The sequence below is a fragment of the Ruegeria sp. CH8 genome (assembly GCF_056536985.1).
The window spans coordinates 1-21,598 of the sequence record NZ_JBQFQR010000004.1 but is presented as its reverse complement, the minus strand read 5'-3'; the positions used below and the strand labels follow the sequence as shown (position 1 = coordinate 21,598).

Below are 21,598 nucleotides of genomic sequence, written 5' to 3'. Positions count from 1 at the left end.
ACGCCGATGTTTTTCATCGACCTGTTCTTATGTCGTGTAACGTGACGGCGCGTAGACGCTCACATCCGTGTTCGGGGTTCTGCCCGCGATCATCTGCGCCAGAAGGCGCCCGGTTTTCGGCCCGCCTGTCAGGCCAATGTGGTGGTGCCCAAAGCCCATGTAGGCCCCTTGGATACCCGGCACGCCGCCGATGATCGGGATCGAGTCAGCCGGGGCGGGCCTGTGCCCCATCCATTCCACTTCCTCCTTCCATGTTATGCCCGGGAAAGCCGCCCGGGCATTTTTGCGCATCAATTCAAACGGGGCGCGTGAGGGCGGTGCATCCAAACCTCCGAACTCTACAATACCTGCTAAGCGTATGCGCCCATCCATAGGCGTGGCAACAAACTTGCCTGATGCCACCATGACCGGGCTGCGGGGCATGGCAGAAGGTTCCACCAATTCAAGATGATAGCCACGTTCGCTTTCAAGAGGAATAGAAACACCCAATCGCTTCGCCAGAGGCCCCGACCAGACTCCAGCCGTTACAATAGCCGTGTCGCATTTTATGGTTTCACCGCCCGCGCGCACGCCTGTGACGCTGCCATTTTCGCGCGTGACATCTTCGACATTTGCACGGATGAGCCGACCTCCTTGGGCCTCAACGTGGGCAGCTAGGTCTTTCACATATCGTCCAGGATCGGTGATATGGCCATGATCTGACAGCTTGGCCGCAAATCCGATATCCGGACTAAACACAGGGTCGTAGTTGTGGAACGCCTTGCCTTCCAATTCTTCCCACGCAAAGCCATGCTTGCGCCGAATGCTCCAACCAAAGGCATCGCTTTCGAAATGGGCGCGGTTCTGATAGAGGAAAAGATAGTCGCTGGGGACGATCCATTTCTCAGCGACGGTCCCTGCGGCCAACGCTTTGTGATCGTTCAGGCTGTCGCCGACGATGGGCGTCAGGGCCGCAGCGATCCGTTCAACATCCGCGGCATTAGCGTGGCTCAAGTACTGCCTGAGCCAAGGCAGCAATTTTGGCAAGTATCCCCATTTTAAGAACAATGGCTGGGCGGGACTTAGTAGCATCTTGGGCGCTTTGCCGAGCAACCCTGGAACCGTAACTGGAATGATAGAACAGGACGCCAACACGCCGCCATTGCCATGTGACGTTCCTTCGCCCGGTCCGGCCCTATCGATCAGAATGACGTCATGTCCATCGCGCTGTAGCCAGAGCGCCGCGGACACGCCGACGATTCCGGATCCGATGATAACTATGGTTTTCCTCTCGCTCACGCTGCCACCGCCTTTGACACTGCGTAGTGGTCCAGTTTTCCCAAGTCGGGCTTGCCGCCTAGTCCAGGGCCATCGGGAACGCAGACCTGTCCATTCCTGACCTTGAACGGTTCTTCCAAAATATCTTCTTTCAGGAAATACGATGCCTGATAGAACTCGCAGCCCAGAGTGATTTCCGGTGTCGCGGCAATCATGTGTGTGCCTGCCAGATGGGCCAGACCAGCCTCGAACATATCGCCGCCATAGGCCGTAAGGCCGTGTGCAGCCGCAATGCGTGCAACGGTCTGACCCCGGGTCAGGCTGCCGGATTTCATGATTTTGATGGAAACACCGTCGCAAATCCCATCGCGTGCCGCGCGCTCCATATCTTCTGGGCCAAAAACGCTCTCGTCTGCCAGCAACGGCACATCAGTCATTTGCCTCAACTTGGCCATCATGCCGAAGTGATGGGCGCGCACGGGCTGTTCTATAAAATCTGGAGCAAACCTTGCCACGTCGCGCACCTGTGCCGGGGCGTCTTCAATGTTTAGTCCTTGGTTATAGTCCACGCGCACCGAAAACTCCGGGCAGTTCTGAGCCAGGTGTTCCAACCGCATGATGTCAAAGGCGTGATCTTTGAACCCGGTCTTGAGTTTGACAATCCGGACGCCATCGTCGTGCAACCGTGCCAACAGGTCGATATCCTGCGCGAAGTCCGGGTTGGCGATGGAGCAACTGAGAGGTATCGCATCACGGCACTTCCCGCCCAACAAAGACCAGACCGGAACGTTGCTGATACGACCCGCAAGATCCAGCAGCGCGGTTTCCAGCGCAGCTTTGGCTTCTGTGCAATGCGCCACAGCATAAGCGGCGCGCGCCATGATCGCGGATCTGTCTCCGACCTTTGCACCCAATACAACCGGACGCAGATACCGATCCAATGCTGCAAACGTCGCCTCTGGCGTGCCGGTGAACACCGACCACGGTGACGCTTCGCCAAATCCGTGCGCGCCATCTTCGGAGGTCAGTCGCAATATGACAACCTCACAGGCGCCTTCTACAGATCCAATACCGTGATCTCGCCGGGACGTGACCGGTAGCTTGAGGTGCCATAAGTCATAGCCAGTGATTTTCTGTAACAGATCGCTCATTCCGCCCCCTGTGGATGAGCAGAAGCCTGCCTTGACCGAACTATCATTTCAAATACAATATATTCGAGAGTTCATTAAAAAAAATGATGTACTAGCAAATGTCACTACGCTTTCGCCAGCTTCAAGCCTTTCATGCCATCATGGAGACCGGAACCGTGACAGGGGCAGCATCGGTTCTTGGAATCTCGCAGCCAGGGATCAGTAACCTCTTGGCGCAGCTGGAACGTGAGGCGCGTTTGCCCCTGTTCGAGCGCAATAAGGGGCGTCTGTTGCCCACACCCGAAGCCGAGCTGTTGTACCGCGAAGTCGACACTGTTGTGCGCGGCTTGGATCACGTTGCCCAAGCGGTGACAGATCTGCAGAACAAGCATCCCGGTCAGTTACAGGTTGCTGCGCCACACATGTTGTCTTTTGGGTTCATGCCTCGAGAGATCGCGCGGTTTGCCGAGAGCCGCCCGAACCTGTCCGTCAGCTTTCAGTCGCAATATTCGTCGAAGATTCAGGAGTGGGTGACGTCTGGCCTGTTTGAGATCGGTATTGTCGAGATGCCAATTCTTCATGACACGCTGAATTATCAGGTGTTTGAATTTGAAACGCTTGCGACCTTTCCCCAAGACAGCCCGTTGGCGGCGTATGACGTTCTGACAGCGGAAGTATTGGAGAATGAGCCTTTTGTCGTCATGGGGCCGGAACATCAGACGCACCGAAAAACCCGAGACATCTTTCAGCGTGCCGGGCGTACATGGCGCACACAGATTCACACGCACTTGTCTGAAAACCTGCTTAGTTTCGTAAAGCAAGGCATGGGGGTCGCGATGATCGACCCCTTTACCGTTACCTTCGATGAAGAGAGCGGATACCAAACCCGCCCTTTCAAACCGGCGGTCATACTGGAGCTTGCAATCATCACGGCCAAGGGTCGTCCCTTGTCCAGGATCGCTCACGCATTTCTGGACCAGTTGATCCCGTCAATCGCCTCTTACGCAACCCACTCGGATACCGGCGCGGCAGCATCGTGAAGTTGTTGCGAATGGATATCGACCAGCGTGGGACCGTCATGAAAGATGGCCTGCTTCAAGACGTTTGAAAGGTCTTCGGGGTCTTTGACCGTCCATGATTTAACGCCAAAGGCTGACGCCACTGCTGCATGATCTGTGCGGTTGAAGTCAACGTTGTAGAATCTTTGACCAAAGCCCGCATCCTGACCCGCCTTGATCCAGCCGAAGACCGAGTTTGAGAAGACAATCGATGTGATGGGCATTTTGTGCCGCACCATCGTTTCAAACTCACCACATGTGAAGCCGAACGAGCCATCGCCCATAACGGCCAGGGTCTTGACCGAAGGCCGCCCGACATGTGCACCCATCGCTGCACCCAAAGAATAGCCCAGAGCGCCATGCGCCCGGTTGGTGATGAATTGCCGTCCCGATGTCCGCCACCGGTAATGCGCGCTGAAATAAGGGCACGGGGTGCCGGGATCAGCCACAACTATTGCATCGTCATCCAGAATGTCCATCAACGCCGCCATGACCGCTTCGGGCCGGATTGGTAATTCCCGGCTCGCGGCCAAGGGCGCAAAGGCTGAAAGTTTGGCATCCCACGCGGCGCGGGCCTTGTCCGCCCCACCTTGTGTGTTCAGATCCTGCCGATCCTGCAATGCGCGGGCCAGAGCCTCCAGTGCGAGACGGGCATCTGCGCAGATCGCCACTTCGGTCTGGTAGTTTGCGCCAATCACCATGGGATCGCTGTCGATGTGAATGATTGTGGCATCGCGCCCAGGGCTTCTCCACCGTTCGGTTGTAACTGAACCGGCGCGGCATCCGATGAACAGGACAACATCTGCCTGATCGACTACGACGCGTGTCGCGGAGACACCACCGTTCGACCCGACAACGCCCAATGCCAGCGGGTCGGTTTCAGCGATGGCGCCCTGGCCGGATACGGTTGTGGCAACCGGCATGTCCAGTAGACGGGCGACCTGTCGCAGCGCGTCGGTTGCGCCTGAAAGAACAGGGCCGCCGCCACAGACAGCGACAGCGGATTTGGCCCGTGCCAAGACTTCCGCCGCCGCTTCGATTGCATCCATGTTCGGGGCGGCGCGCTCGGCAGGATAGCTGCGATGTCTGTCATCTGCCCAGATCTCGGCCTCGTCGACCTGTGCTTTTTGCGTATCGAAGGGCAAAGCCAGATGAGTGGCGCCTGGCGTTCCCGTTGTCATCGCCCGGAAGGCTGCCCGCACCATGGCCGGAAGCCGCGCGGCATCATCTAACGAGGTATTCCACTTTGCCAAAGGTTTGAAAAGGGCAGGTTGATCCAACTCGGTTAACGGGTACTTGCCCCGGCTGGTTGTCGCCACGTCCGAGGTGATCGCCAGTATTGGAACGGAACTTTCATTGGCTTCAACAACGCCCGGCAGGATGTAAGTTGCGCCACCGCCTGAGGGGCCCTCGCAGACACCAGGCTTTCCTGTCACGCGGGCATAGCCATCCGCCATGTAGGCGGCGTGCCGTTCATCCCGGGTCAATATGTGCTGAATGCCGTGATCCATGCGCGCCAGAGCGTCATAGAACGGCAAGGTAGTATCGCCGCACAGACCAAACATGTGCTTCACGCCGTGTGCCTCGAGCAAACGGACCATTGCCTCTGCCCCGGTCAGATAATTCGTCCCTGTCATGATCAGCGTGTCCTTTGATTAAAGTCTGCACGCAGATCTGTATACAGTTTTGTATATTGATTTCAAGCCCAGCATGTGTCACCTGTGGCGAACAAGAGGAAGGACAAGGTTAATGGCGGGTCCACGGGTCGACGACATCTATGAACAGGTCAAGGCGATGGCGGTCTCGTTCCGTCTGCGGCCCGGGGATCGTCTGAACGAAGTTGCCCTGTCCAAGGATCTTGGTGTCAGTCGGACCCCTTTGCGAGAGGCATTGAATCGTCTGGTGGCTGAACGCCTGTTTGATTTCCGTCCTGGGCAAGGTTTCTTCTGCCGCCCCTTGGATGCGCAAAGCGTGTTTGACCTATTCGAACTGCGCCAGATTATCGAAACTGCTGCTGTTCGTGCCGCCTGCGCTAAAGCGTCGGATGAGGACCTGCATCTGCTGATGGATCAGCTTTATTCAACGGGCATCGACATCAGCGGCCTGACCGTTGAGGAAGCCGTCAGCCGAGACGAGGCGTTTCACCTTGGGATTGCAAATCTGTCGGGCAACATGGAGCTGTTGCAAACCCTCACGCGGATCAACGAGCGGATCCGCTATATCCGTTGGATTTCAATGAGCTTGGACCGGGTGCACCGCTCCAAAGATGAACACAAGCGGGTTATGCAGGCCTTGTTGGATCGTGATCCCAATGAGGCAGCGCGTGTTCTGGGTGCGCACATCGCCAGGCGAATGGATCAGGTGCAGGACGCTGTGCGTCATGGGATTTCCAGCATTTACATGCATGGGTCCGAAGATATCTCGGCCCGCATAATCGAGGAGGTCGAGGGATGATCGCGGGGGGCGGGAAATCTATTTACGGCGCATCCGTCGGTATTCTGATGCTGGATGCCCAATTCCCGAGAATCCCCGGTGATATGGGAAATGCGCTGACCTGGCCATTCCCGGTTCTCTACCGCATTGTCCGAGATGCCTCGCCGGATCGGGTGGTTCGGCACCGGGCTGAGGGCATGCTGGAGGTGTTCATCGACGCGGCCCAGGAACTGGTTCGGGATGGTGCTGACGGAATAACGACCAATTGTGGTTTCCTGTCCCTGTTCCAGAAAGAACTGGCCCAAGCTGTCCCGGTCCCGGTGGCTACGTCGTCCCTGATGCAGGTCGAGATGGTGAACCGCATTCTGCCTGAGGGCAAGCGCGCCGGGGTATTGACTATTTCAGCCTCCACCCTGACCAAAGACCATCTGCTGTCGGCCAACGTGCCGTTGGATACTCCGATCGGAACAACCGAAGGCGGGCATGAGTTTACCCGCGCGATCCTTGGAAACGAGTTAAGGTTGGATGTTCAGAAAGCGCGTGAAGACAATGTGCAGGCCGCGCGAGCCTTGGTATCAGATAACCCAAGTTTGGGTGCGATCGTGCTGGAATGCACGAATATGTGCCCCTATGCGTCTGATATTCAGCAGGCCACCGGGTTGCCCGTGTTCTCGATCGTCTCGTTCATAAAATGGTTTCAAGCCGGTCTGGTCCCACCGACTTACTAAGCACAGACTTCGATGAGGTATGAGTTAATTTCAGTTTAACCCGCTGGATACGCCATCTTGGCTGGTGATGCCGAAGGTCTGCTGGACAGCGGTACCTGGATCATCATGGATCTGCACGGCTCGCCTTGCGCGCCGCTTCTCAGGAATGCGGATTAGTCGTTTAGCTTCTAGCGACGGCCTGTGCCGAGTTCGCAAGACAGATTAAGGAACGTCAACACTGGTTCACCGGTTCCGGCATCCAAGCTGGTACCCGATATCGCAATGCGCTTTCAGCCGTTTGGTGTCAGTAGCAGTCCAGTCCGCAGGGGCCGTGATCTCGACCCAGGGCGAGATGTAATCCTGCGCAAAATAGGCGTGGCCATGTCCTGGTGGCGTGCCAAAAGATAACGCCATGTCGAGGGCCAACTGAAACTGCGTGACTACCGGGATGAAGACAAGATGCTTTGAAACATCTTCAGCTGGAGGCTCGTTCATCCAGGGCGGTGCCCGCCAAAGCGAACTCGGATCGTAGAAGACGATCGGATCGCTGGAATACTGCAGGAATACGATCCGCATCTCCCCCCAGTCTGCGATGGCTTGAGAAGCATCCGAGAAGTGCGACGCAAATCGGACGAACGATCCGTTCCCAATGATAGGGAGCACCCATGGACTGCCAGGTTCGCGCGCGTTCTGCGCTTGCTGCCAGAACCGTGACGGAAACGGCGGACCTGCCCAAAAAGCCCCATCGATCGGGTCGTCGGCAAGTCGGAAGAGGTTTGTGGCGTACATCGACGACCAGGCACCAAGGCTCAGACCGTGCACGTAAAATCTTGGGCGGCGATCCTTTGGCAGCGTCCGCCAATAGGAGTGCACCACGTCGAGAAGCGCGGTTGCCTGATCGAGGCCGGTCCGGGTTTCTAGAACCAGAGCCAGAGGCGATTGTAGGTAGGAATACTGGGCGCTAACCGTCGCGATGTCGCCATTGTGCATGTATTCCACCGGATCGTGAGAACCCGGGTCCATCCAACCGGTTCCTGTGGGGCTAGTAACGATCAGAACTTCCCGATCAAAAGCCCTCAGCCGTTTTAGCTCGGCAAGTGCCAGTTCGGCCCGCTCTTGCGGTGACTCGCCGTTTGCCCGGCCGACATAAACCCGTATAGGGTCCAGCGCGGGTTTGCCTGTGAAGGCGGAAATCGCTTCGGCGTCCGGGCCATCTAGGACGAAATCTCGGCCGGGCTGACCCATCGCCGCCCAGTCAATCAGAGACGCTTCGGAACCGGCCTGATCCGGTCTTTCGGGCAGGTCAGGCGCGACATCAAAAAGCATCTGAGCAGCCTCGTAGCTTTCATCGAGGCCCGTGACCACCCGGTCGAAAATGCCGTCGCGGGTGACGACGAAGAGCAGCAGGGCGACCGTCACAACGCCCAGAACATTGGCCCGGCGCGGCGGCATGAAGCGATAGAAGCGGCCCCTGACCCATCGGAACAGGGCCGCCACGAGCGCGCCGATCAGAAAAAAAAGCGCAAAGGTTCCGGTCCCTGCCAACAGGATCTGCGCCAGGTGCTTTGCATCTGCAAGCTCCATCCCCATTTTTGCGCGTAGCTCATTCTGCCATTCAAAGCTGAAGGTCAGCGCCCATATTGAAAATCCGGCAACAAGAGCTGCAAAGACAATGTTGCCGACAAGCGCTAGACGTCCGCGCATGCGCGGCAGATCAGCGGCCTGCCAAATCAGTTCGAGCACACGCCCCAGAAGATAGCCAAGCGCCACCAAGATCCCGCCTAATAATCCTTGAACCATCGGCTCGCGTGGAATGAGGGAGGGGGTCAGCGAGGCCGCAAAAAACAGAAGACCTAATAGCAGGCATGGGAGGGATACTCCGGCAATCAGTGGTCTTATCCACCGCACAATCGCTCCTCCACGAACCAGGACGACTCAGCCAGCTTAGAGAAACGCAGAGCAATGGGCCATGTTTATTGTGCAAGTTCCGGGGTATCGCAAGCACCGGAGCTTTTGCGGTGCCTCTCCCTGAGGAGGCACATAATGCGTTAAACGGACATACCCGCTTTGGGCTAACCGCGGTCATTTCCTACTCATGAGGCAATCACCGTTTTGTCCGCTTAGCGGTCACTAAAGCATGCATAAGCGAATGATCAGGTTACTGCCTTCAATGTTCAAACCGCTGAAGCTGGCTCGCTGCCAGATTGATCGCAAAGCTCGTATCATACGAACGACTGGTTTTTGAGGGCGTAGTTGTGCTCGAGGTCAAAATTGGCCTCTACTTGGTAACGGTCACGGTAAGTACACTGCAAATGCAGGCGAGGCAATTTCGCTGCGGGGGGTACCATTAGGTGTATCATGCGGTTTGTGCAAAATTTTTTAATTTAGAAGTATACATTTACCATATTTTTTATATTCCGTGCGGGGCACCATAAAAATCATTAAATATCAGTACTTTAAAGCGCATTCGCTGGATTGGGAGGTGACACACGAGGTGACACTATGCCTCTAGTCATCGCTGAACTTGGAGCCATTGCGATCTCAGCGAAATACGTTAGACGCGTCCATCTCCGACGCGATTCAAGATGCCTCTGAAGCAATTGAAGCGAACATGAATGAGTATGTTCAATAAAATGCGCGAAGCATGGCGAATCACAGATATGCTGAACAACACTTGAGAACGGTTTTTTCCCTTCAGGACACCGCCACCTGGGACCACGAAGCCGCAGCCGACGGCAAGGCTATGCACCCGTTTTGATCGCCTGCCCAACGCCCCCTCCCGAATGGTCGGCCAAGATATGCCCGGCGAGAGGCGCAATTCCTGATCGAACAACGGAGGAAACACCGCGTCATCAAACGACCGCATAGTGCTCTGGGACATCGCTGACCAGCCCCGGAAGCCTTGGTTGCGATGGCTCAGCCGGTCATGCGCCAAGAAATCAATCCGGATCACGTAGATGGGTCCGATCATAACTGTTCGCATCAACGGATTGTGCTTTCGAACGTGAAAACACCCGAGTTTTCTTCGCTGGGAGTTCTGCACGATCCGGTAATGGAGCGGCATCTTACGTGGCAGGGCAACTTAGCGGCTTTTCAATCAGTTCGCTTGGCAGTAAGAGTTCCCGAGGTCACCGGCTTCAAGACATCGGTGGCACGCGGATGTGGCGAAACTGGTAAACGCAAGGGACTTAAAATCCCTCGCCCTAGGGCTTGCGGGTTCGATCCCCGCCATCCGCACCATTCAATTTGTCAGACCGGAAATCCCAGTTTGCCGATAAGGTGCCAGATATCGCGGTTCGCTGCAGAAAGCTGTGCCACGATGTCCTCGATTTCCTGAATTGCCTTATCGTCCATGGTGTCTTCACGCCCCACTTTTATGTCGGTCTTTCGATCCGCGATACGCATCAGAATGGTCTTGGGGTTACCGCTGTCGGCATCGAACGAGTAAATACAGTGATTGTACCTGTTGCGAATTGAGGACAGCTTGCTTAGTCGTTGAGTATGCTCGAGGATCGTATCGCGTATGCCGGCTGGACGACCGTCCATCTTGGCAAGCCGCTCGACAAGATCGATCCGGGCGCGCGTGGTATTGAGTGTCAGGAAAATTATGACCGCTACATCCTTGTTGGTGCCACTCAGGCCGGCAATCAGATGAATCAACAGGCTTTCGGTATTGGTCCACATGTAGTTTAGCCTGCCGACCAGCAGGATCAGGCGGTCAAAGCGAGTTTCGAGCGTCTTAGTCAACGCTTTGACCGTACGCTTCGTCCGCGGTCACTTCGAAGTAGAACTGCGCGGCTGCGGTTCGGTTACTTACACCGATCTTTCCTGCAACATTGTGCATGTGCAGTTTTACTGTGTGTTCGGTAATGCCGAGGTTCGCGGCGATGATCTTGTTGCTTTGACCTTTTGCAACCAGTTTCAGAACCTGTTTTTCCCGTCGTGTTAGCCGCGAATATACCGGATGAGGCTCTTTCGGTTTTACACTGCTCGTACTCAGCAGGCACGGCTTGTTCTGAGATTGGGGAGCGGATACGCAATCGGCAAGGAAACTTGGCAGATAAAGCTCTTCATGCATCAGCAGCCGAAGAATAGAGCGCCACACGTCCGGTGCGACGTTCATTGGAAGATACCCGATATCTCCGAATTGTGCGCGATCCCAGGCTTCGAACAAGGCCCGTGCGGCGTCTTCTTTGCGGTAGGCTAAAGCCAGGCAGCCCGTCCAGGCTGCTTCGGTATAGACATGCGGGCGGGCAAGCAGATCATCCAGCATCATCTGATCAACGACCACCACTTTGCCTCCCAGCGGGACCTGGGCGCCTTCCGATGACAGGTCAGCGACATCTTCGTACCGATGTGCGGACACGCCGAATTCCGACTGAACACTTCGCAGAGTTTGATTTGAAAAGAAGAGTTCCTTGCCGATGAAATTGATCGAGAAATCTTCGGAACATACATTTATTTGGGCGGCACTATCCTGCAAAGGATTGCTCATTCTTTCCCCCTTTAAACCAACGCCATAAAATTTTTGGCGAAATCGTAAAAATAAACGCGGAGCGCAAAATAGCGGCAATTTTTCAGTTTTTGCCTAACTACTATACCTGAAAGTATATTTTTCTTCAACAATCCGTGTTGACCTGACGATTGGGACTAGAACTTTTAGTTAGGTTCGTTGTGGCCAATTCCATAAAAGCAAAGCAATATTATAGATTTAACGGAATGGCCGAATTTCGGCCGTATTTTCGTGTGCGAGCTGATCAGTTTTGAGCATATCGTAAAAAAATGATTTAAAATTAATTGGTTGAGCCTGTCTAATGCTTTAGAGCAGCTATTCAGACCTCTTTCCTGCTGCAACGATGATCCGGCTTCAATTTGGGAAGCACTGTTCCTGACGTGTCCGCGAATCGCGAATTAGCGTGAATTTCAATATTGCGGACAGTTCATCGGCTTAGCCGGGAAAGGGAGGTGGGAAGCGAATTCACTGAACAACACCGCGTCATGCGCGTTCTGCGCTTGAGGCCAAATTTTTTATTTTAACCGCGCCGGTAGCTGCTTTGTAGATGAATGGTAGCCAGGCGCTCAATGAGTGGAAAATTGTTATGTCATCGAAACGTTATACTCCCTATGCTGAAGCCACAGCTGTTGGCGAAGTAAATATCGACGAGGCGCACATCCCGATTGAAGCCGACATTGATGTCGAAAACGCTGAAGTCGATGCGAACCTCAATGAGCAAGAGCAAACCAACGACAACAGCGTTGATAACGATCAGCAGCAGCAGCAGAAGCAAGATCAGAAGACGAAAGTCGATAACGAGAACGATCAGGATCAAAAACAGAAGCAAGATCAGGATCAGGACCAACATCAGAAGCAACAACAGCAGAACACAAACGGCGGTGACGACAGCAACGACAACTCGAACTCTGTTCACATCGACTTTGGTGGTGGCGAATGGATTCCCCGTGATGATGACCACGTCGACATTGATGTCTATGACGGCGGTTCGGTAGGGGACGTTATTACTGTTGGTGGCGACTACGATCCTGGCGACGACATTAATATCGATGTTTCGCTAGATGGCGCCGGTAACGATATGGCGTCCTTCAATAACCAGCTTGCAAGCTTGGAAGACAATGACGAATTGGGTTCTGCTCAGGTTGGTAATTGGGGCACGTTCGAACAGAACGGCGATGCATCCGGAGGTCATGCTGAAGCGAGTGAAGGCATCAGCGCCAACTCAACCGGCGGCGATTCCGGTAACGGTGGCTCAACAGAAGCTGGCGACGCAGACGCCTATGTAAAAGGTAGCAAAGCCGATGCCACTGGTGGTGATTCTGGCGACGCCAATGGCGACGCAGAAGCCGGCGATGGCGGCGACTCGGGCGACGCAAAAACAGCAAGCCTGGGTGTTGGTAAGTCGGAAGCGTCCGCCGAAGGCGACAGCGACGGCGGAGACAGCGGTGACGCTGACAGCAACTCCGAAGCTGACCAAGACAGCGATTCAGACGTAGATGCCGATGGTGACGGTGGTGATGGCGGAAACGCCGGTTCGATCGGCCTTGGCCTGGGTCTTGGATTGTCGAATGCCGACAATGACGCCGATTCTTCTGGTGGTGAAAACGACACCGACTCTGACGCAGATCAAGACAGCGATGCAGACAACGACACGTCGAATGGCGACGCAGACGGCGGCGACAGCGGCGCCGGTAACATCGGACTGGGTCTTGCTGGTGGGCTAGCGGCCAATCATTCAGACGGAACTGGCGGTGACGGTGACGGCGGTGACGGTGACGGTGGTTACGGTGACGGTGGTTACGGTGACGGTGGTTACGGTGACGGCGGTGACGGCGGCGACGGCGGCGACGGAGAAGGCGGTTACGGTGACGGCGGTTACGGTGATGGCGGCGACGGCGGTGACGGCGGTTACGGCGACGGCGGTGACGGCGGCGACGGCGGCGACGGCGGCGACGGCGGTGACGGCGGTAACAGAGGTCGTGACGAAAGCAGCAACGGCGGTGACGGTGGCGACGGCGGTGACGGCGCTCGCGGTGACGGTGGTGACGGCGGTGACGGCGCTCGCGGTGACGGCGGCGACGGCGGTGACGGAAATGGCGCCGAAGGTACTGCCGGTGATGGTGCTCGCGGTGACGGCGGTGACGGCGGCGACGGTAACGGTGGTGACGGCAATGGCGCCGAAGGTACCGGTGGCGACGGCGGCGGTGGCGACGGCAATGGTGGCCCTGCGGACGCAAGAGTTGATGCTGACGGCGTTGGCGATCAGGACGCAGACTCGACAGCCGGAGCCGGTGGTTTCAACGAAGCTGATGGTGCAGCAGATGCTAACGGAACCAGCACCTCGACGGCAGACGGCGTTGGCGGTGGCGGTGGCGCTGTTGACCAGGATGCAACCTCGGATGGTTCTGGTACAGGCTCTGCTGACGCGACCAACACAGCCGGTGATGGCGGGCTCGCCGAAGTCTTCGCAACGTCTGAAGTTGACGGAACTGCTGACAGCCTGTCCGAAGCTATCTCGGGCTATGGCGGAGCGGCAAACTCCGACAACGATGCAACCTCGACCGGAACGGGTGAGGCCACAGGTATGTCGGAATCGGGCATCGGTGGCGGCGGCGGTGCCGCACAAGCCTGGGGCGGAACCAGCGGTGACGCGAGCGGATTTGCTGAATCTGGCCACACCAATGGTGGCGTGAATACCGGTGGCAACGCATCGGGTGCATACTCGGGCGATGGCGGTGCCGGTGGCAGTGCAGGAAACTGGGGTTCGAACAACGACGGTGACGGCGTTGTAAGCGGTGAATCCTATGCATCTGCTGCTGCAGTGATCGATACGTCGGCCTTCAACCAGGACATCGTCATGGGTGCCAATGTTCTTGGCAACAACGTCGATACCACAATGGTTGGCGGTAACATGTCGTCCAGCTACTCCAGCGACGATACCGACGCGTAACTGAAATCAGAGCCCGCCCTTGAGCGGGTTCTGATTTCATTCAAAAAAACGCCGAGGCCGTATCGGGCGGCCTCGGCCCAACTTAACCTCAACCGGAAATTTTTGGCCGGGGCGGGGAAAGGACATCAATATGTCACTTGACAGTATTTCGGAACAAATTGCCCATTTTATTGGAACTTTTGAGCTAACCACAGAACAGGTTCGGTTACGGGATCAGTATGAAGAATTTGTCGCGCTGAAACGGAAAGCCGAACTGGAAGATTTGGAAGACCCCACTCGTATTGAGATTAAGGCAGACCTGAAGATGAACCCGGGTGAATACGACCCGTTGCCTTACAAATTTTTCGCTCCCCAAGAACAACTCACTTCAACCCCGGCAGATCCCGGGCCGTTGAAAGAATCCGAGGTCAACCTCGGGTCAAGCCCAGGGCGCGAATTCACCCTTCCTGAAGGGTTCGAAGGCAGTGGAGCTGCCTTTCAACTAAACACTATTCAAATTGTGCCGGAATTTGTGACCGAGTTGATTGGGTCTGCAGTTACTTATACGTTCCAGACGATCAAATTGAACGACAATGATGCCGTTGGAGAAGGTGATTTCCGCGATTTGGAAACCCTGGTCACACATGGCGAGGCGATGTTGGCAACAGCCTTGTCGCTGCATGTGATTTCCGGGTTCTCGATTGACGTCAATGAGTATTTGTCTGGCGAGGCGGTAGAGCAACTGATTGATCAGATTAACTCGTTTGTACACATCGAGATTGAAGGTGCCACAGTCGTTCAGTTCTACGGCGAAGATGCACATGGCGTTATCGTGAATGGTGAATATGTCGATGAAGCGCCTGATTTTAATGACTTGCTGCCGGAAAACCTCAAGTCAGAGGAAGACGAGGAAACCGAACACGACTTTTCATATGCGATGCCGGATGAGTGGGACCAGCCCATAGACGCCGAGTTCGAAGGTGGTCATTCTGTGGTCGCAGGGGGCAACCTTGCGGTTAACGAAGTTTCAATCAGCGTTGGCTGGGTTGACGCACCTAACATCCTGGTTGGTGGGCAATCCATAAACCTCGGCGTTGTCAGTCAGGTTGCAGTTGTAACCGACTTTGACGAGGGTGAAACGGGCGTGCAAAGCACGACCCACGTGGTTCAGTCTTCGGAAATTCTGGTCGAAGGCAACGAGGCGCCATGGCTAGAAGGTAACGTCGGCGAGGCTGGTGAAGACCCGTTTGTTGTCGTCGACTGGATTTCTGGCGATCTGCTGGTAACCAATTTTATCAAACAGATCATCGACGCCACGGATATTGACCACATTCATACCGAGATAACGGCCTCGTCCACGGCATATACGTTGGGTGAGAACATCATGACCAACGTAACCGACATTCTGCAGTTGGGCAGTTTCTACGACATGATCATCGTTGGTGGTGACATGCTCTCAATCGATGTCGTGACCCAGACCATTGCGCTTATGGATAGCGATGTGGTTCACGGTGCGCACCCGACCGCGCCAGAAGAAAACCTTGTAATGAACGAGGTTTCTCTGACGACAACCGGCGAGGATACGCATGAAGAGATGAGTGACTCTTTGGCGGACGTCATTCCTATGCAGGAGGTCGATACAGATGCACTGGAAGATGCGCTTATGAACGATCCGATGTTCGCGGGTGCTGAGTTGGTGCGCGTGCTGAAGATTGAAGGTGATTTGCTGCAGGTCAACGCCATCGAACAAGTGACCAAGTTGCAGGACGATGACGACATCTATGTTGACGCGAACAACGGGCAAGAGGTTTCTGCCATAGGTGCCGGCAACGCCATTCTGAACAAAGCCAATATCAAAAAAATGGGCGTTGATTCAGTGATTATGGCAAAGGAAGAAGAATACTCGGAGTTGATGCTGCATCAGGCGAGCATGTTCGAGAGCGCGCAAGAGGAAAAGGCCGAAATCGTTGGCGAGGCTGTCGCGCTTATGCTGGAAGAAATGGATGCGGCTGCCAACTCTAAGCACATGCCGGACCATCACAAGCTGACACCTTCGGAACAGGCCACCATCGACGATGGCCTGCAATCTATGCTAGCGTAGTAACCCTGTTTGTTACGAGTGACCTGAAAGTTTTAACATGTCGATTGTTTTTCTGTCGCGCCCGCGTCGATACGCCAGCCCATTGGATCGTAACAGCGGCGGCGTATCAAAACCGTCCAGCGCGGGCCAGTCCAAAAAGAAACCAAAGAAGATCCCCGGATTACGTCTAAGCGAAGATTTACGCATTGGTGATCCGCAAGACGGTAAACGGGAGGCAGTCGCCAAAAGCGATGCGAGCGCCGGTGAAACCGTGACAGCAGAACTTGAACATCACGACGAAAAAGAGGATTCGCAATTACGCGCCGGACCTCCCCCCCGGCGCGAGCAGCCGCAGCCTGCCGAAGACAATGACCAACAGGGCAGCGGTGCTGGGGTGGCCGACGCCGAGAGCCCCGATCCGGAACCCGTCAATAAAACGAGCGACCGTACACCCCCCGCGTCGCGCTCGAATGGCGGTGATGGCATGGGCACCACTATCGAGGCCAAGGCGAACGAACCATTGCTGCGCAGCAATTCAGGTGGCGGCGATGGGAAAGGGCCACCCCAAACTTTCCATAAACGGACCCCGCCAGAAGATTTCCGGAAGACACTGCGCACCTCGTTGCGTGCGATCTACCGCAATCTGGCTTTCGTGTTGGTCCTGACTTGCGCAACGAACCTTCTGATCCTGGCGATCCCGATCTATCTGTTCCAGATCAGTGACCGCGTTCTGACCAGCCGGTCGTTGGATACGCTGATCATGCTGACGGCCATCGTTGGCGGGGCCGTGATTTTCCAATCGGCCTTTGATGCGGTGCGGCGGTTCATGCTGATGCGTACTGCGGTCGAGGTGGCCGCCCGTCTGGGCGCCCCGGTTCTGAGCGCGGCTGCGCATGCCTCTTTGCACGGAAACGGGCGAGAGTATCAGACGCTGGGTGATCTTCAACAAGTGCGCGGGTTTCTGGTTTCCGGAACGTTGATATCATTCTTGGACGTACCATTCGCGCCATTGTTCATACTGATGATCTTTTTGGTGCATCCGCAGCTTGGGATGATCGTGATCGTCACCGCCTTGCTGTTGGTGACCATCGCGTTCATCAACCAGCGTATGACGGCCAAGCCGTTTGCCGAGGCCAACAAGGCGCAGTCGATGGCAAACATGCATTTGGACTCAATGTCCCGAAACAGTCAAATCATCAACGCTTTGGCCATGATCCCCGAGGCCGTGCGCATCTGGGGCCGTGATACTGCGAAATCCCTGACTTGGCAGGTCCGCGCTCAGGACCGGAACGTGATTTTTGCTGCCATTTCCCGAGCGGTGCGTCTGCTGACGCAGATCGCTATTCTGGGCTGGGGCGCGTTTCTGGCGCTGCAGGGCGAGATCACCGGAGGCATGGTTATCGCAGCTTCAATCATCGCAGGTCGTGCATTTGCGCCGATTGAAGGCTCGATCGAAGGCTGGAATGCTTTCTTGCTGACACGCGCAGCTTATGGCCGGATCAACCAATTGCTGTCCAACTCAGCGCTGCAATTTGAAAAGCTGCGCCTGCCGCGCCCCGAGGGACGGTTGGATGTAGAGCGGTTGCTTTATGTACCGGGCGGAACCAAACGGGTCGTGCTAAATGGCATCAGTTTTTCACTGAATCCAGGCGAGACGCTGGCGATCATCGGCAACTCTGGCGCTGGCAAGACCACGCTTGGTAAAACGCTGGTCGGGTCGGTCCTGCCAACTTCGGGCAGTGTACGGTTGGATTTGATGGACATCCGCAACTGGGATCCGCGTCAGTTTGGTGAAAGCATCGGCTATCTGCCGCAGGACGTGCAGCTGTTTCCCGGCACGATCAAGGACAATATCGGACGGATGCGCGAAGATGCGACGGACGAGCAAATCCATGACGCCGCCGTTCTGGCCGATGTCCACAACATGATCGCGACGCTGCCGCAGGGCTATGAAACCGTAGTGGCTGCGGATGGCTCACCCTTGTCCGGCGGTCAGAAACAGCGCATCGCATTGGCACGAGCCTTCTTCGGCAATCCGCGTATGGTGGTTCTGGATGAGCCGAACTCGAACCTGGACGTTGCCGGGGACAAGGCACTTGCGCGGGCCATTGAACAGGCCCGGGAAAACAAGATTACCGTTGTGGTGATCACGCAGAAACCAACGCTGCTGAACGTGGTCGATAAGATCATGCTGCTGACGGATGGCCGTGTTGCGTTGTTCGGTCACCGCGAACAGGTTCTGCAACAACTGAACGGTCCGCGTAACAATCAGCCCGGCATACAGAAACAATAAGGGGGTGCGACATGAATGAACTAGTACCCGTAAACAACGACCCCAAGGACCCGGCGGTATGGTACGCCGAAGTTCCGCGTTCGATAAACCACTTGATCGTCATCGGGATGATCATGCTGGTTGTCTGCTTTGGGGGGTTTGGCATCTGGTCTTTCCGCGCACCTTTGGCTGCTGCAGTGATCGCGCAGGGCAGTTTTGTCGCTACTGGTCGCAACAAGATCGTCCAGCATCTGGAAGGTGGTATCATTCAGGATATCAAAGTTATCGAAGGCCAGGCTGTCAAAGCCGGGCAGGTGATGATGACCTTGGACCAGACCTCGGCCGAAGCCAATGAGCGTGAGCTGTTCATCCGCAAAATCCGCCTGCAGGCTATGTCGGAACGTCTGAATGCGGAATATGGCGAGCTTCAACGGCTGGAGTTTTCTCCCAACCTGATTGCCGCGTCGGATGATACCGAAGTGCTAAGCATCCTTGACGGGCAAAAGATCACCTTTGACCTGTCCCGCAAGACCTTGCTGAACGACATCGCTTTGCTTGAGCGCAACATGGAGGCGCTGAGAATTCGATCCAGCGGATTTGAGGCGCAGTTGGAAAGCATGGTCCGGCGTGCAGAAATCCTGCAGGAAGAGTTTGAAACCAAAGAAGCGCTTTTCGAAAAGGGCCTTGTACGCAAGGGCGAATTGAACACCATTCGCAGGGTTCAGGCCGAAGCCGAAGGCCAGCAGGCGCGTTTGCAGGCCGAGGCAGCCGAGATCAGTCAGATGCTGTTGAAATACGAGGAGCAGATTTCCCGTACCCGGGCAGCTTATCGCGAGGCTGCGCTGGATGAGTTGGGTGTGATAGAAGCCGATCTGGAAAGTGTCCGTGAAAAAGCGCGTCAGGCCCGCAGCGTTCTGGACCGCGCGGTCGTGAGGGCTCCGGTGACAGGAACGGTTGTGCGGCTGCACTATCACACGCCGGGCGGCGTGATCGAAACCGGTGAACCGATCGCCGAGATTCTACCCGCCGACGCGCCCCTTATCATTGAGGCTCAGATCCCACGCACCGAGATTGACAGCGTGGTGACCGGCCAGGACGCGACGGTGCGTCTGGTTGCCCTGAACCAGCGAACAACGCCGGTTCTGAACGGTCAGGTGTTCTATTTGTCGGCTGACTCGCTGATCGAAGAAACCAATGGTGCGCCGCAAGAGGTTTATCTGGCCCGCATCTCACTGGAGCCGGAAGAGATCGAACGCGTCCGGGGCTTTATCCCAACCCCGGGTATGCCCGCTGAGATCATGATCCAGACGGAAGAGCGCACCTTCGCGGCCTATATCGCAAAACCTGTGACAGACAGTATGTCGCGCGCTTTCCGCGAACAGTAAACAGGCTGGCCGTTGGGCCGGTCTACTCCTTCCGTTTTCTGCATGTTACTTTCCGGTGGGAAACACCGGAGGAATGCGTATGCACCTGACTGTTAAAGACATGATCGAAGCCGCAAATGCCGTAGTCGAGCGTATCGACATGGGTACCGCGAAAGAACTGTTGGGGCAGGGCGGGTTGTTGCTGGATGTGCGCGATGGCATTGAAGTGCAGAAGTCAGGGCGGGCCAGTGGCGCGCATCATATACCGCGTGGTGTGCTGGAATTCAGTGCTGACGAAACCCTGCAATCCCATGACCCCGAGCTTAGAAAAGACCGGCCGATTGTACTGTACTGCGCCGCCGGTGGTCGCGCCGCGCTGGCGGGCAAGCTGCTGAAAGATATGGGGTATGAACGGGTCTATAACCTCGGCGGTCTGACCGATTGGGTCAATGGCGGGGGCGAAGTCACCGCCTAAAAGATCAGGCGTTCAGGAATGCCCGAACCGCGGCTTCGAATTCGCGTGGTTTCTCGGCGTGTAACCAGTGGCCCGCACCGGGAATTTTGGCGAATTTGGCAGCGGGAAACAGAACACGGATCAGATTGCGATGCTCGGGCAGGACATAATCCGACTCGCCGCCCGACAGGAAAAGGGTCGGTCCTCCCCACGATGCATCCAAATCCGGGAAGCCCATGATCTTTGGCATCTCAGCCGCAAGAACATCAAGGTTCAGCAGCCAGCGTTTCCCCTTTATATCAAGGGATTGGGTGAAAAAGCTTTGCAGTGTGGGCTCAACGCCCAATGTGGCCAATTGCTCTGACGCGTCCGAACGGCGCTCGACCTTGGAGAAATCAACAGCACGCATCGCCTCGATGAATTGAATCTGGCTGTGCGTGTAGGTCACCGGCGCGATGTCGGCGACCACCAGTTTGCGCAACAGATGCCCGTGTTGCAGGGCCAGCGTCATAGCGGCCTTGCCGCCCATCGAATGGCCCACCACGTCAGCTTTACCACCGAAATGTTCGATGACCTCAGCCAAATCATTGGCCAATTCCGGATAGCTGTGCTGATCGGTCCACATGCTGAAGGCGTGGTTGCGCATATCCACGGCCACAACCTGCCGTTCGTCCGCCAGACGCCTGGCAACCACCCCCCAGTTCCGGGCCGAGCCATAAAGCCCGTGCGCAATCAGCAGAGGAGGGTTCGCGGTCGGTTCGCCATGTATGATCGTATTCAGCATGAGGCTGTGATACCCGTCGCGATCAGAAACAACCACCCCCATTGTCGCCTTCGCCCATGGCGGTTAAGTTGGCAGCTTCGGAGGCCGCGTCATGTCGGAAAATACAGATATCCAAAGCCAGATTGCGCAGACGGTTCAGCTATTGCGCAAGAAACTGGGTGTAAAGGACAAGACGCTGGCGGAATCGATCCGCAAGGCCAAACGGCTGCTGCCCCGCCGTATATACAAACAGGCATTAATGCTGGCGCATGCCGAGCCGATGGCAGCCCATCCGAAACTGCGGCTGGTGCTGGATACGCCGAAGCTCGTGCGCGCGTCAGAAGAGGTTCAGGCCCATCTAAGCGGGATCAACCGCGCTGACCGGCGGATGGGGTGGTTTCTGGGGGTGCTGGGCGGGCTGGCGTTCAATCTGCTGGCCCTGTCGGCATTGTTGATCATTTTCCTGCGGTGGCAGGGGTTTATCTGACCCGCTTCAAAAAGAACGGCGCCCATCGGACGCCGCTCAGGTCTTTGATTTTAAACCTGATTACAGGTTAGGATAGATCGGGAATTTGGCGCAGAGGTCTGCGACCTCGGCTTTGACCTTGGCTTCGACGTCGGCGTTGCCGTCCTCGCCA

At 56.0% G+C, this 21,598-nt stretch carries 17 protein-coding genes and 1 tRNA gene; 10 read left to right on the top strand and 8 right to left on the bottom strand.

What is annotated here, in order from left to right:
- Nucleotides 1-27 precede the first annotated feature (27 nt).
- Both ACR0ER_RS05410 and ACR0ER_RS05405 read right to left on the bottom strand, forming a co-directional pair.
- A complete protein-coding gene (locus tag ACR0ER_RS05410; RefSeq protein WP_480768040.1) occupies nucleotides 28-1,278 on the bottom strand; it encodes an NAD(P)/FAD-dependent oxidoreductase in 1,251 nt (416 codons plus the stop codon).
- Nucleotides 1,275-2,408 (bottom strand): enolase C-terminal domain-like protein, encoded by a 1,134-nt coding sequence (locus ACR0ER_RS05405; protein WP_480768039.1) that lies wholly within the window; start codon nucleotides 2,406-2,408, stop codon nucleotides 1,275-1,277. The genes ACR0ER_RS05410 and ACR0ER_RS05405 overlap by 4 nt, the downstream gene beginning before the upstream one ends.
- Nucleotides 2,409-2,506: 98 nt before the next feature.
- Here ACR0ER_RS05405 and ACR0ER_RS05400 point away from each other — a divergent pair, with 98 nt between their 5' ends.
- Nucleotides 2,507-3,427, top strand: a complete 921-nt coding sequence (locus ACR0ER_RS05400) for a LysR family transcriptional regulator (protein ID WP_480768038.1) — start codon at nucleotides 2,507-2,509, stop codon at nucleotides 3,425-3,427.
- Here ACR0ER_RS05400 and ACR0ER_RS05395 read toward each other — a convergent pair.
- Nucleotides 3,388-5,082, bottom strand: coding sequence for a thiamine pyrophosphate-binding protein (locus ACR0ER_RS05395; RefSeq protein WP_480768037.1), 1,695 nt, complete (start codon nucleotides 5,080-5,082; stop codon nucleotides 3,388-3,390). The genes ACR0ER_RS05400 and ACR0ER_RS05395 overlap by 40 nt on opposite strands.
- Before the next feature lie 112 nt (nucleotides 5,083-5,194).
- Here ACR0ER_RS05395 and ACR0ER_RS05390 point away from each other — a divergent pair, with 112 nt between their 5' ends.
- Nucleotides 5,195-5,899, top strand: a complete 705-nt coding sequence (locus tag ACR0ER_RS05390) for a GntR family transcriptional regulator (protein WP_480768036.1) — start codon at nucleotides 5,195-5,197, stop codon at nucleotides 5,897-5,899.
- Entirely contained in the window at nucleotides 5,896-6,606 is a 711-nt protein-coding gene (locus ACR0ER_RS05385; RefSeq protein ID WP_480768035.1) for an aspartate/glutamate racemase family protein, read from the top strand. Before ACR0ER_RS05390 ends, ACR0ER_RS05385 begins: the two co-directional genes overlap by 4 nt.
- A gap of 222 nt (nucleotides 6,607-6,828) precedes the next feature.
- Here the strand turns inward: ACR0ER_RS05385 and ACR0ER_RS05380 are convergent, their stop codons facing one another.
- Nucleotides 6,829-8,355 (bottom strand): alpha/beta hydrolase, encoded by a 1,527-nt coding sequence (locus ACR0ER_RS05380; RefSeq protein WP_480768034.1) that lies wholly within the window; start codon nucleotides 8,353-8,355, stop codon nucleotides 6,829-6,831.
- Nucleotides 8,356-9,139: 784 nt separating this feature from the next.
- The gene (locus ACR0ER_RS05375; protein WP_480768033.1) at nucleotides 9,140-9,556 is read right to left on the bottom strand and encodes a hypothetical protein; all 417 of its coding nucleotides are present in this window, start codon (nucleotides 9,554-9,556) and stop codon (nucleotides 9,140-9,142) included.
- A gap of 184 nt (nucleotides 9,557-9,740) precedes the next feature.
- Between ACR0ER_RS05375 and ACR0ER_RS05370 the strand changes: the two genes are divergently transcribed.
- Nucleotides 9,741-9,825 (top strand) — tRNA-Leu (locus ACR0ER_RS05370).
- A 9-nt stretch (nucleotides 9,826-9,834) separates the two neighbouring features.
- Here ACR0ER_RS05370 and ACR0ER_RS05365 read toward each other — a convergent pair.
- Nucleotides 9,835-10,332: a hypothetical protein gene (locus tag ACR0ER_RS05365; protein WP_480768032.1), complete on the bottom strand. Its 498-nt coding sequence runs from the start codon at nucleotides 10,330-10,332 to the stop codon at nucleotides 9,835-9,837.
- Complete coding sequence (locus tag ACR0ER_RS05360) at nucleotides 10,325-11,080, bottom strand: helix-turn-helix transcriptional regulator (protein WP_480768031.1); 756 nt, start codon at nucleotides 11,078-11,080, stop codon at nucleotides 10,325-10,327. The genes ACR0ER_RS05365 and ACR0ER_RS05360 overlap by 8 nt, the downstream gene beginning before the upstream one ends.
- Nucleotides 11,081-11,684: 604 nt before the next feature.
- Here ACR0ER_RS05360 and ACR0ER_RS05355 point away from each other — a divergent pair.
- From ACR0ER_RS05355 to ACR0ER_RS05335, 5 genes are all read left to right on the top strand, one after another.
- Nucleotides 11,685-14,048, top strand: coding sequence for a hypothetical protein (locus ACR0ER_RS05355; RefSeq protein WP_480768030.1), 2,364 nt, complete (start codon nucleotides 11,685-11,687; stop codon nucleotides 14,046-14,048).
- Between the two features lie 130 nt (nucleotides 14,049-14,178).
- Nucleotides 14,179-16,128, top strand: coding sequence for a type I secretion protein (locus ACR0ER_RS05350; RefSeq protein ID WP_480768029.1), 1,950 nt, complete (start codon nucleotides 14,179-14,181; stop codon nucleotides 16,126-16,128).
- A gap of 37 nt (nucleotides 16,129-16,165) precedes the next feature.
- Complete coding sequence (locus ACR0ER_RS05345; RefSeq protein WP_480768028.1) at nucleotides 16,166-18,400, top strand: type I secretion system permease/ATPase; 2,235 nt, start codon at nucleotides 16,166-16,168, stop codon at nucleotides 18,398-18,400.
- Between the two features lie 11 nt (nucleotides 18,401-18,411).
- A complete protein-coding gene (locus ACR0ER_RS05340; protein WP_170332542.1) occupies nucleotides 18,412-19,764 on the top strand; it encodes an HlyD family type I secretion periplasmic adaptor subunit in 1,353 nt (450 codons plus the stop codon).
- A 79-nt stretch (nucleotides 19,765-19,843) separates the two neighbouring features.
- Nucleotides 19,844-20,218: a rhodanese-like domain-containing protein gene (locus tag ACR0ER_RS05335; RefSeq protein WP_480768027.1), complete on the top strand. Its 375-nt coding sequence runs from the start codon at nucleotides 19,844-19,846 to the stop codon at nucleotides 20,216-20,218.
- Between the two features lie 4 nt (nucleotides 20,219-20,222).
- On the opposite strand, the gene ACR0ER_RS05330 is transcribed toward ACR0ER_RS05335, so the two are convergent.
- Nucleotides 20,223-21,023 carry an alpha/beta fold hydrolase gene (locus ACR0ER_RS05330; protein WP_480768026.1) on the bottom strand — a complete coding sequence of 267 codons (801 nt, stop codon included), beginning with the start codon at nucleotides 21,021-21,023 and terminating at the stop codon, nucleotides 20,223-20,225.
- A gap of 49 nt (nucleotides 21,024-21,072) precedes the next feature.
- Here ACR0ER_RS05330 and ACR0ER_RS05325 point away from each other — a divergent pair, with 49 nt between their 5' ends.
- A complete protein-coding gene (locus ACR0ER_RS05325; protein ID WP_480768025.1) occupies nucleotides 21,073-21,447 on the top strand; it encodes a hypothetical protein in 375 nt (124 codons plus the stop codon).
- Nucleotides 21,448-21,598 lie beyond the last annotated feature (151 nt).

Coding starts and splice junctions, on each gene's coding strand:
- ACR0ER_RS05335 (WP_480768027.1), top strand. CDS start 19,844: ATGCACCTGACTGTTAAAGACATGATCGAAGCCGCAAATGCCGTAGTC.
- ACR0ER_RS05405 (WP_480768039.1), bottom strand. CDS start 2,408: ATGAGCGATCTGTTACAGAAAATCACTGGCTATGACTTATGGCACCTC.
- ACR0ER_RS05390 (WP_480768036.1), top strand. CDS start 5,195: ATGGCGGGTCCACGGGTCGACGACATCTATGAACAGGTCAAGGCGATG.
- ACR0ER_RS05345 (WP_480768028.1), top strand. CDS start 16,166: ATGTCGATTGTTTTTCTGTCGCGCCCGCGTCGATACGCCAGCCCATTG.
- ACR0ER_RS05340 (WP_170332542.1), top strand. CDS start 18,412: ATGAATGAACTAGTACCCGTAAACAACGACCCCAAGGACCCGGCGGTA.
- ACR0ER_RS05355 (WP_480768030.1), top strand. CDS start 11,685: ATGTCATCGAAACGTTATACTCCCTATGCTGAAGCCACAGCTGTTGGC.
- ACR0ER_RS05385 (WP_480768035.1), top strand. CDS start 5,896: ATGATCGCGGGGGGCGGGAAATCTATTTACGGCGCATCCGTCGGTATT.
- ACR0ER_RS05330 (WP_480768026.1), bottom strand. CDS start 21,023: ATGGGGGTGGTTGTTTCTGATCGCGACGGGTATCACAGCCTCATGCTG.
- ACR0ER_RS05350 (WP_480768029.1), top strand. CDS start 14,179: ATGTCACTTGACAGTATTTCGGAACAAATTGCCCATTTTATTGGAACT.
- ACR0ER_RS05375 (WP_480768033.1), bottom strand. CDS start 9,556: ATGATCGGACCCATCTACGTGATCCGGATTGATTTCTTGGCGCATGAC.
- ACR0ER_RS05360 (WP_480768031.1), bottom strand. CDS start 11,080: ATGAGCAATCCTTTGCAGGATAGTGCCGCCCAAATAAATGTATGTTCC.
- ACR0ER_RS05395 (WP_480768037.1), bottom strand. CDS start 5,082: ATGACAGGGACGAATTATCTGACCGGGGCAGAGGCAATGGTCCGTTTG.
- ACR0ER_RS05325 (WP_480768025.1), top strand. CDS start 21,073: ATGTCGGAAAATACAGATATCCAAAGCCAGATTGCGCAGACGGTTCAG.
- ACR0ER_RS05400 (WP_480768038.1), top strand. CDS start 2,507: ATGTCACTACGCTTTCGCCAGCTTCAAGCCTTTCATGCCATCATGGAG.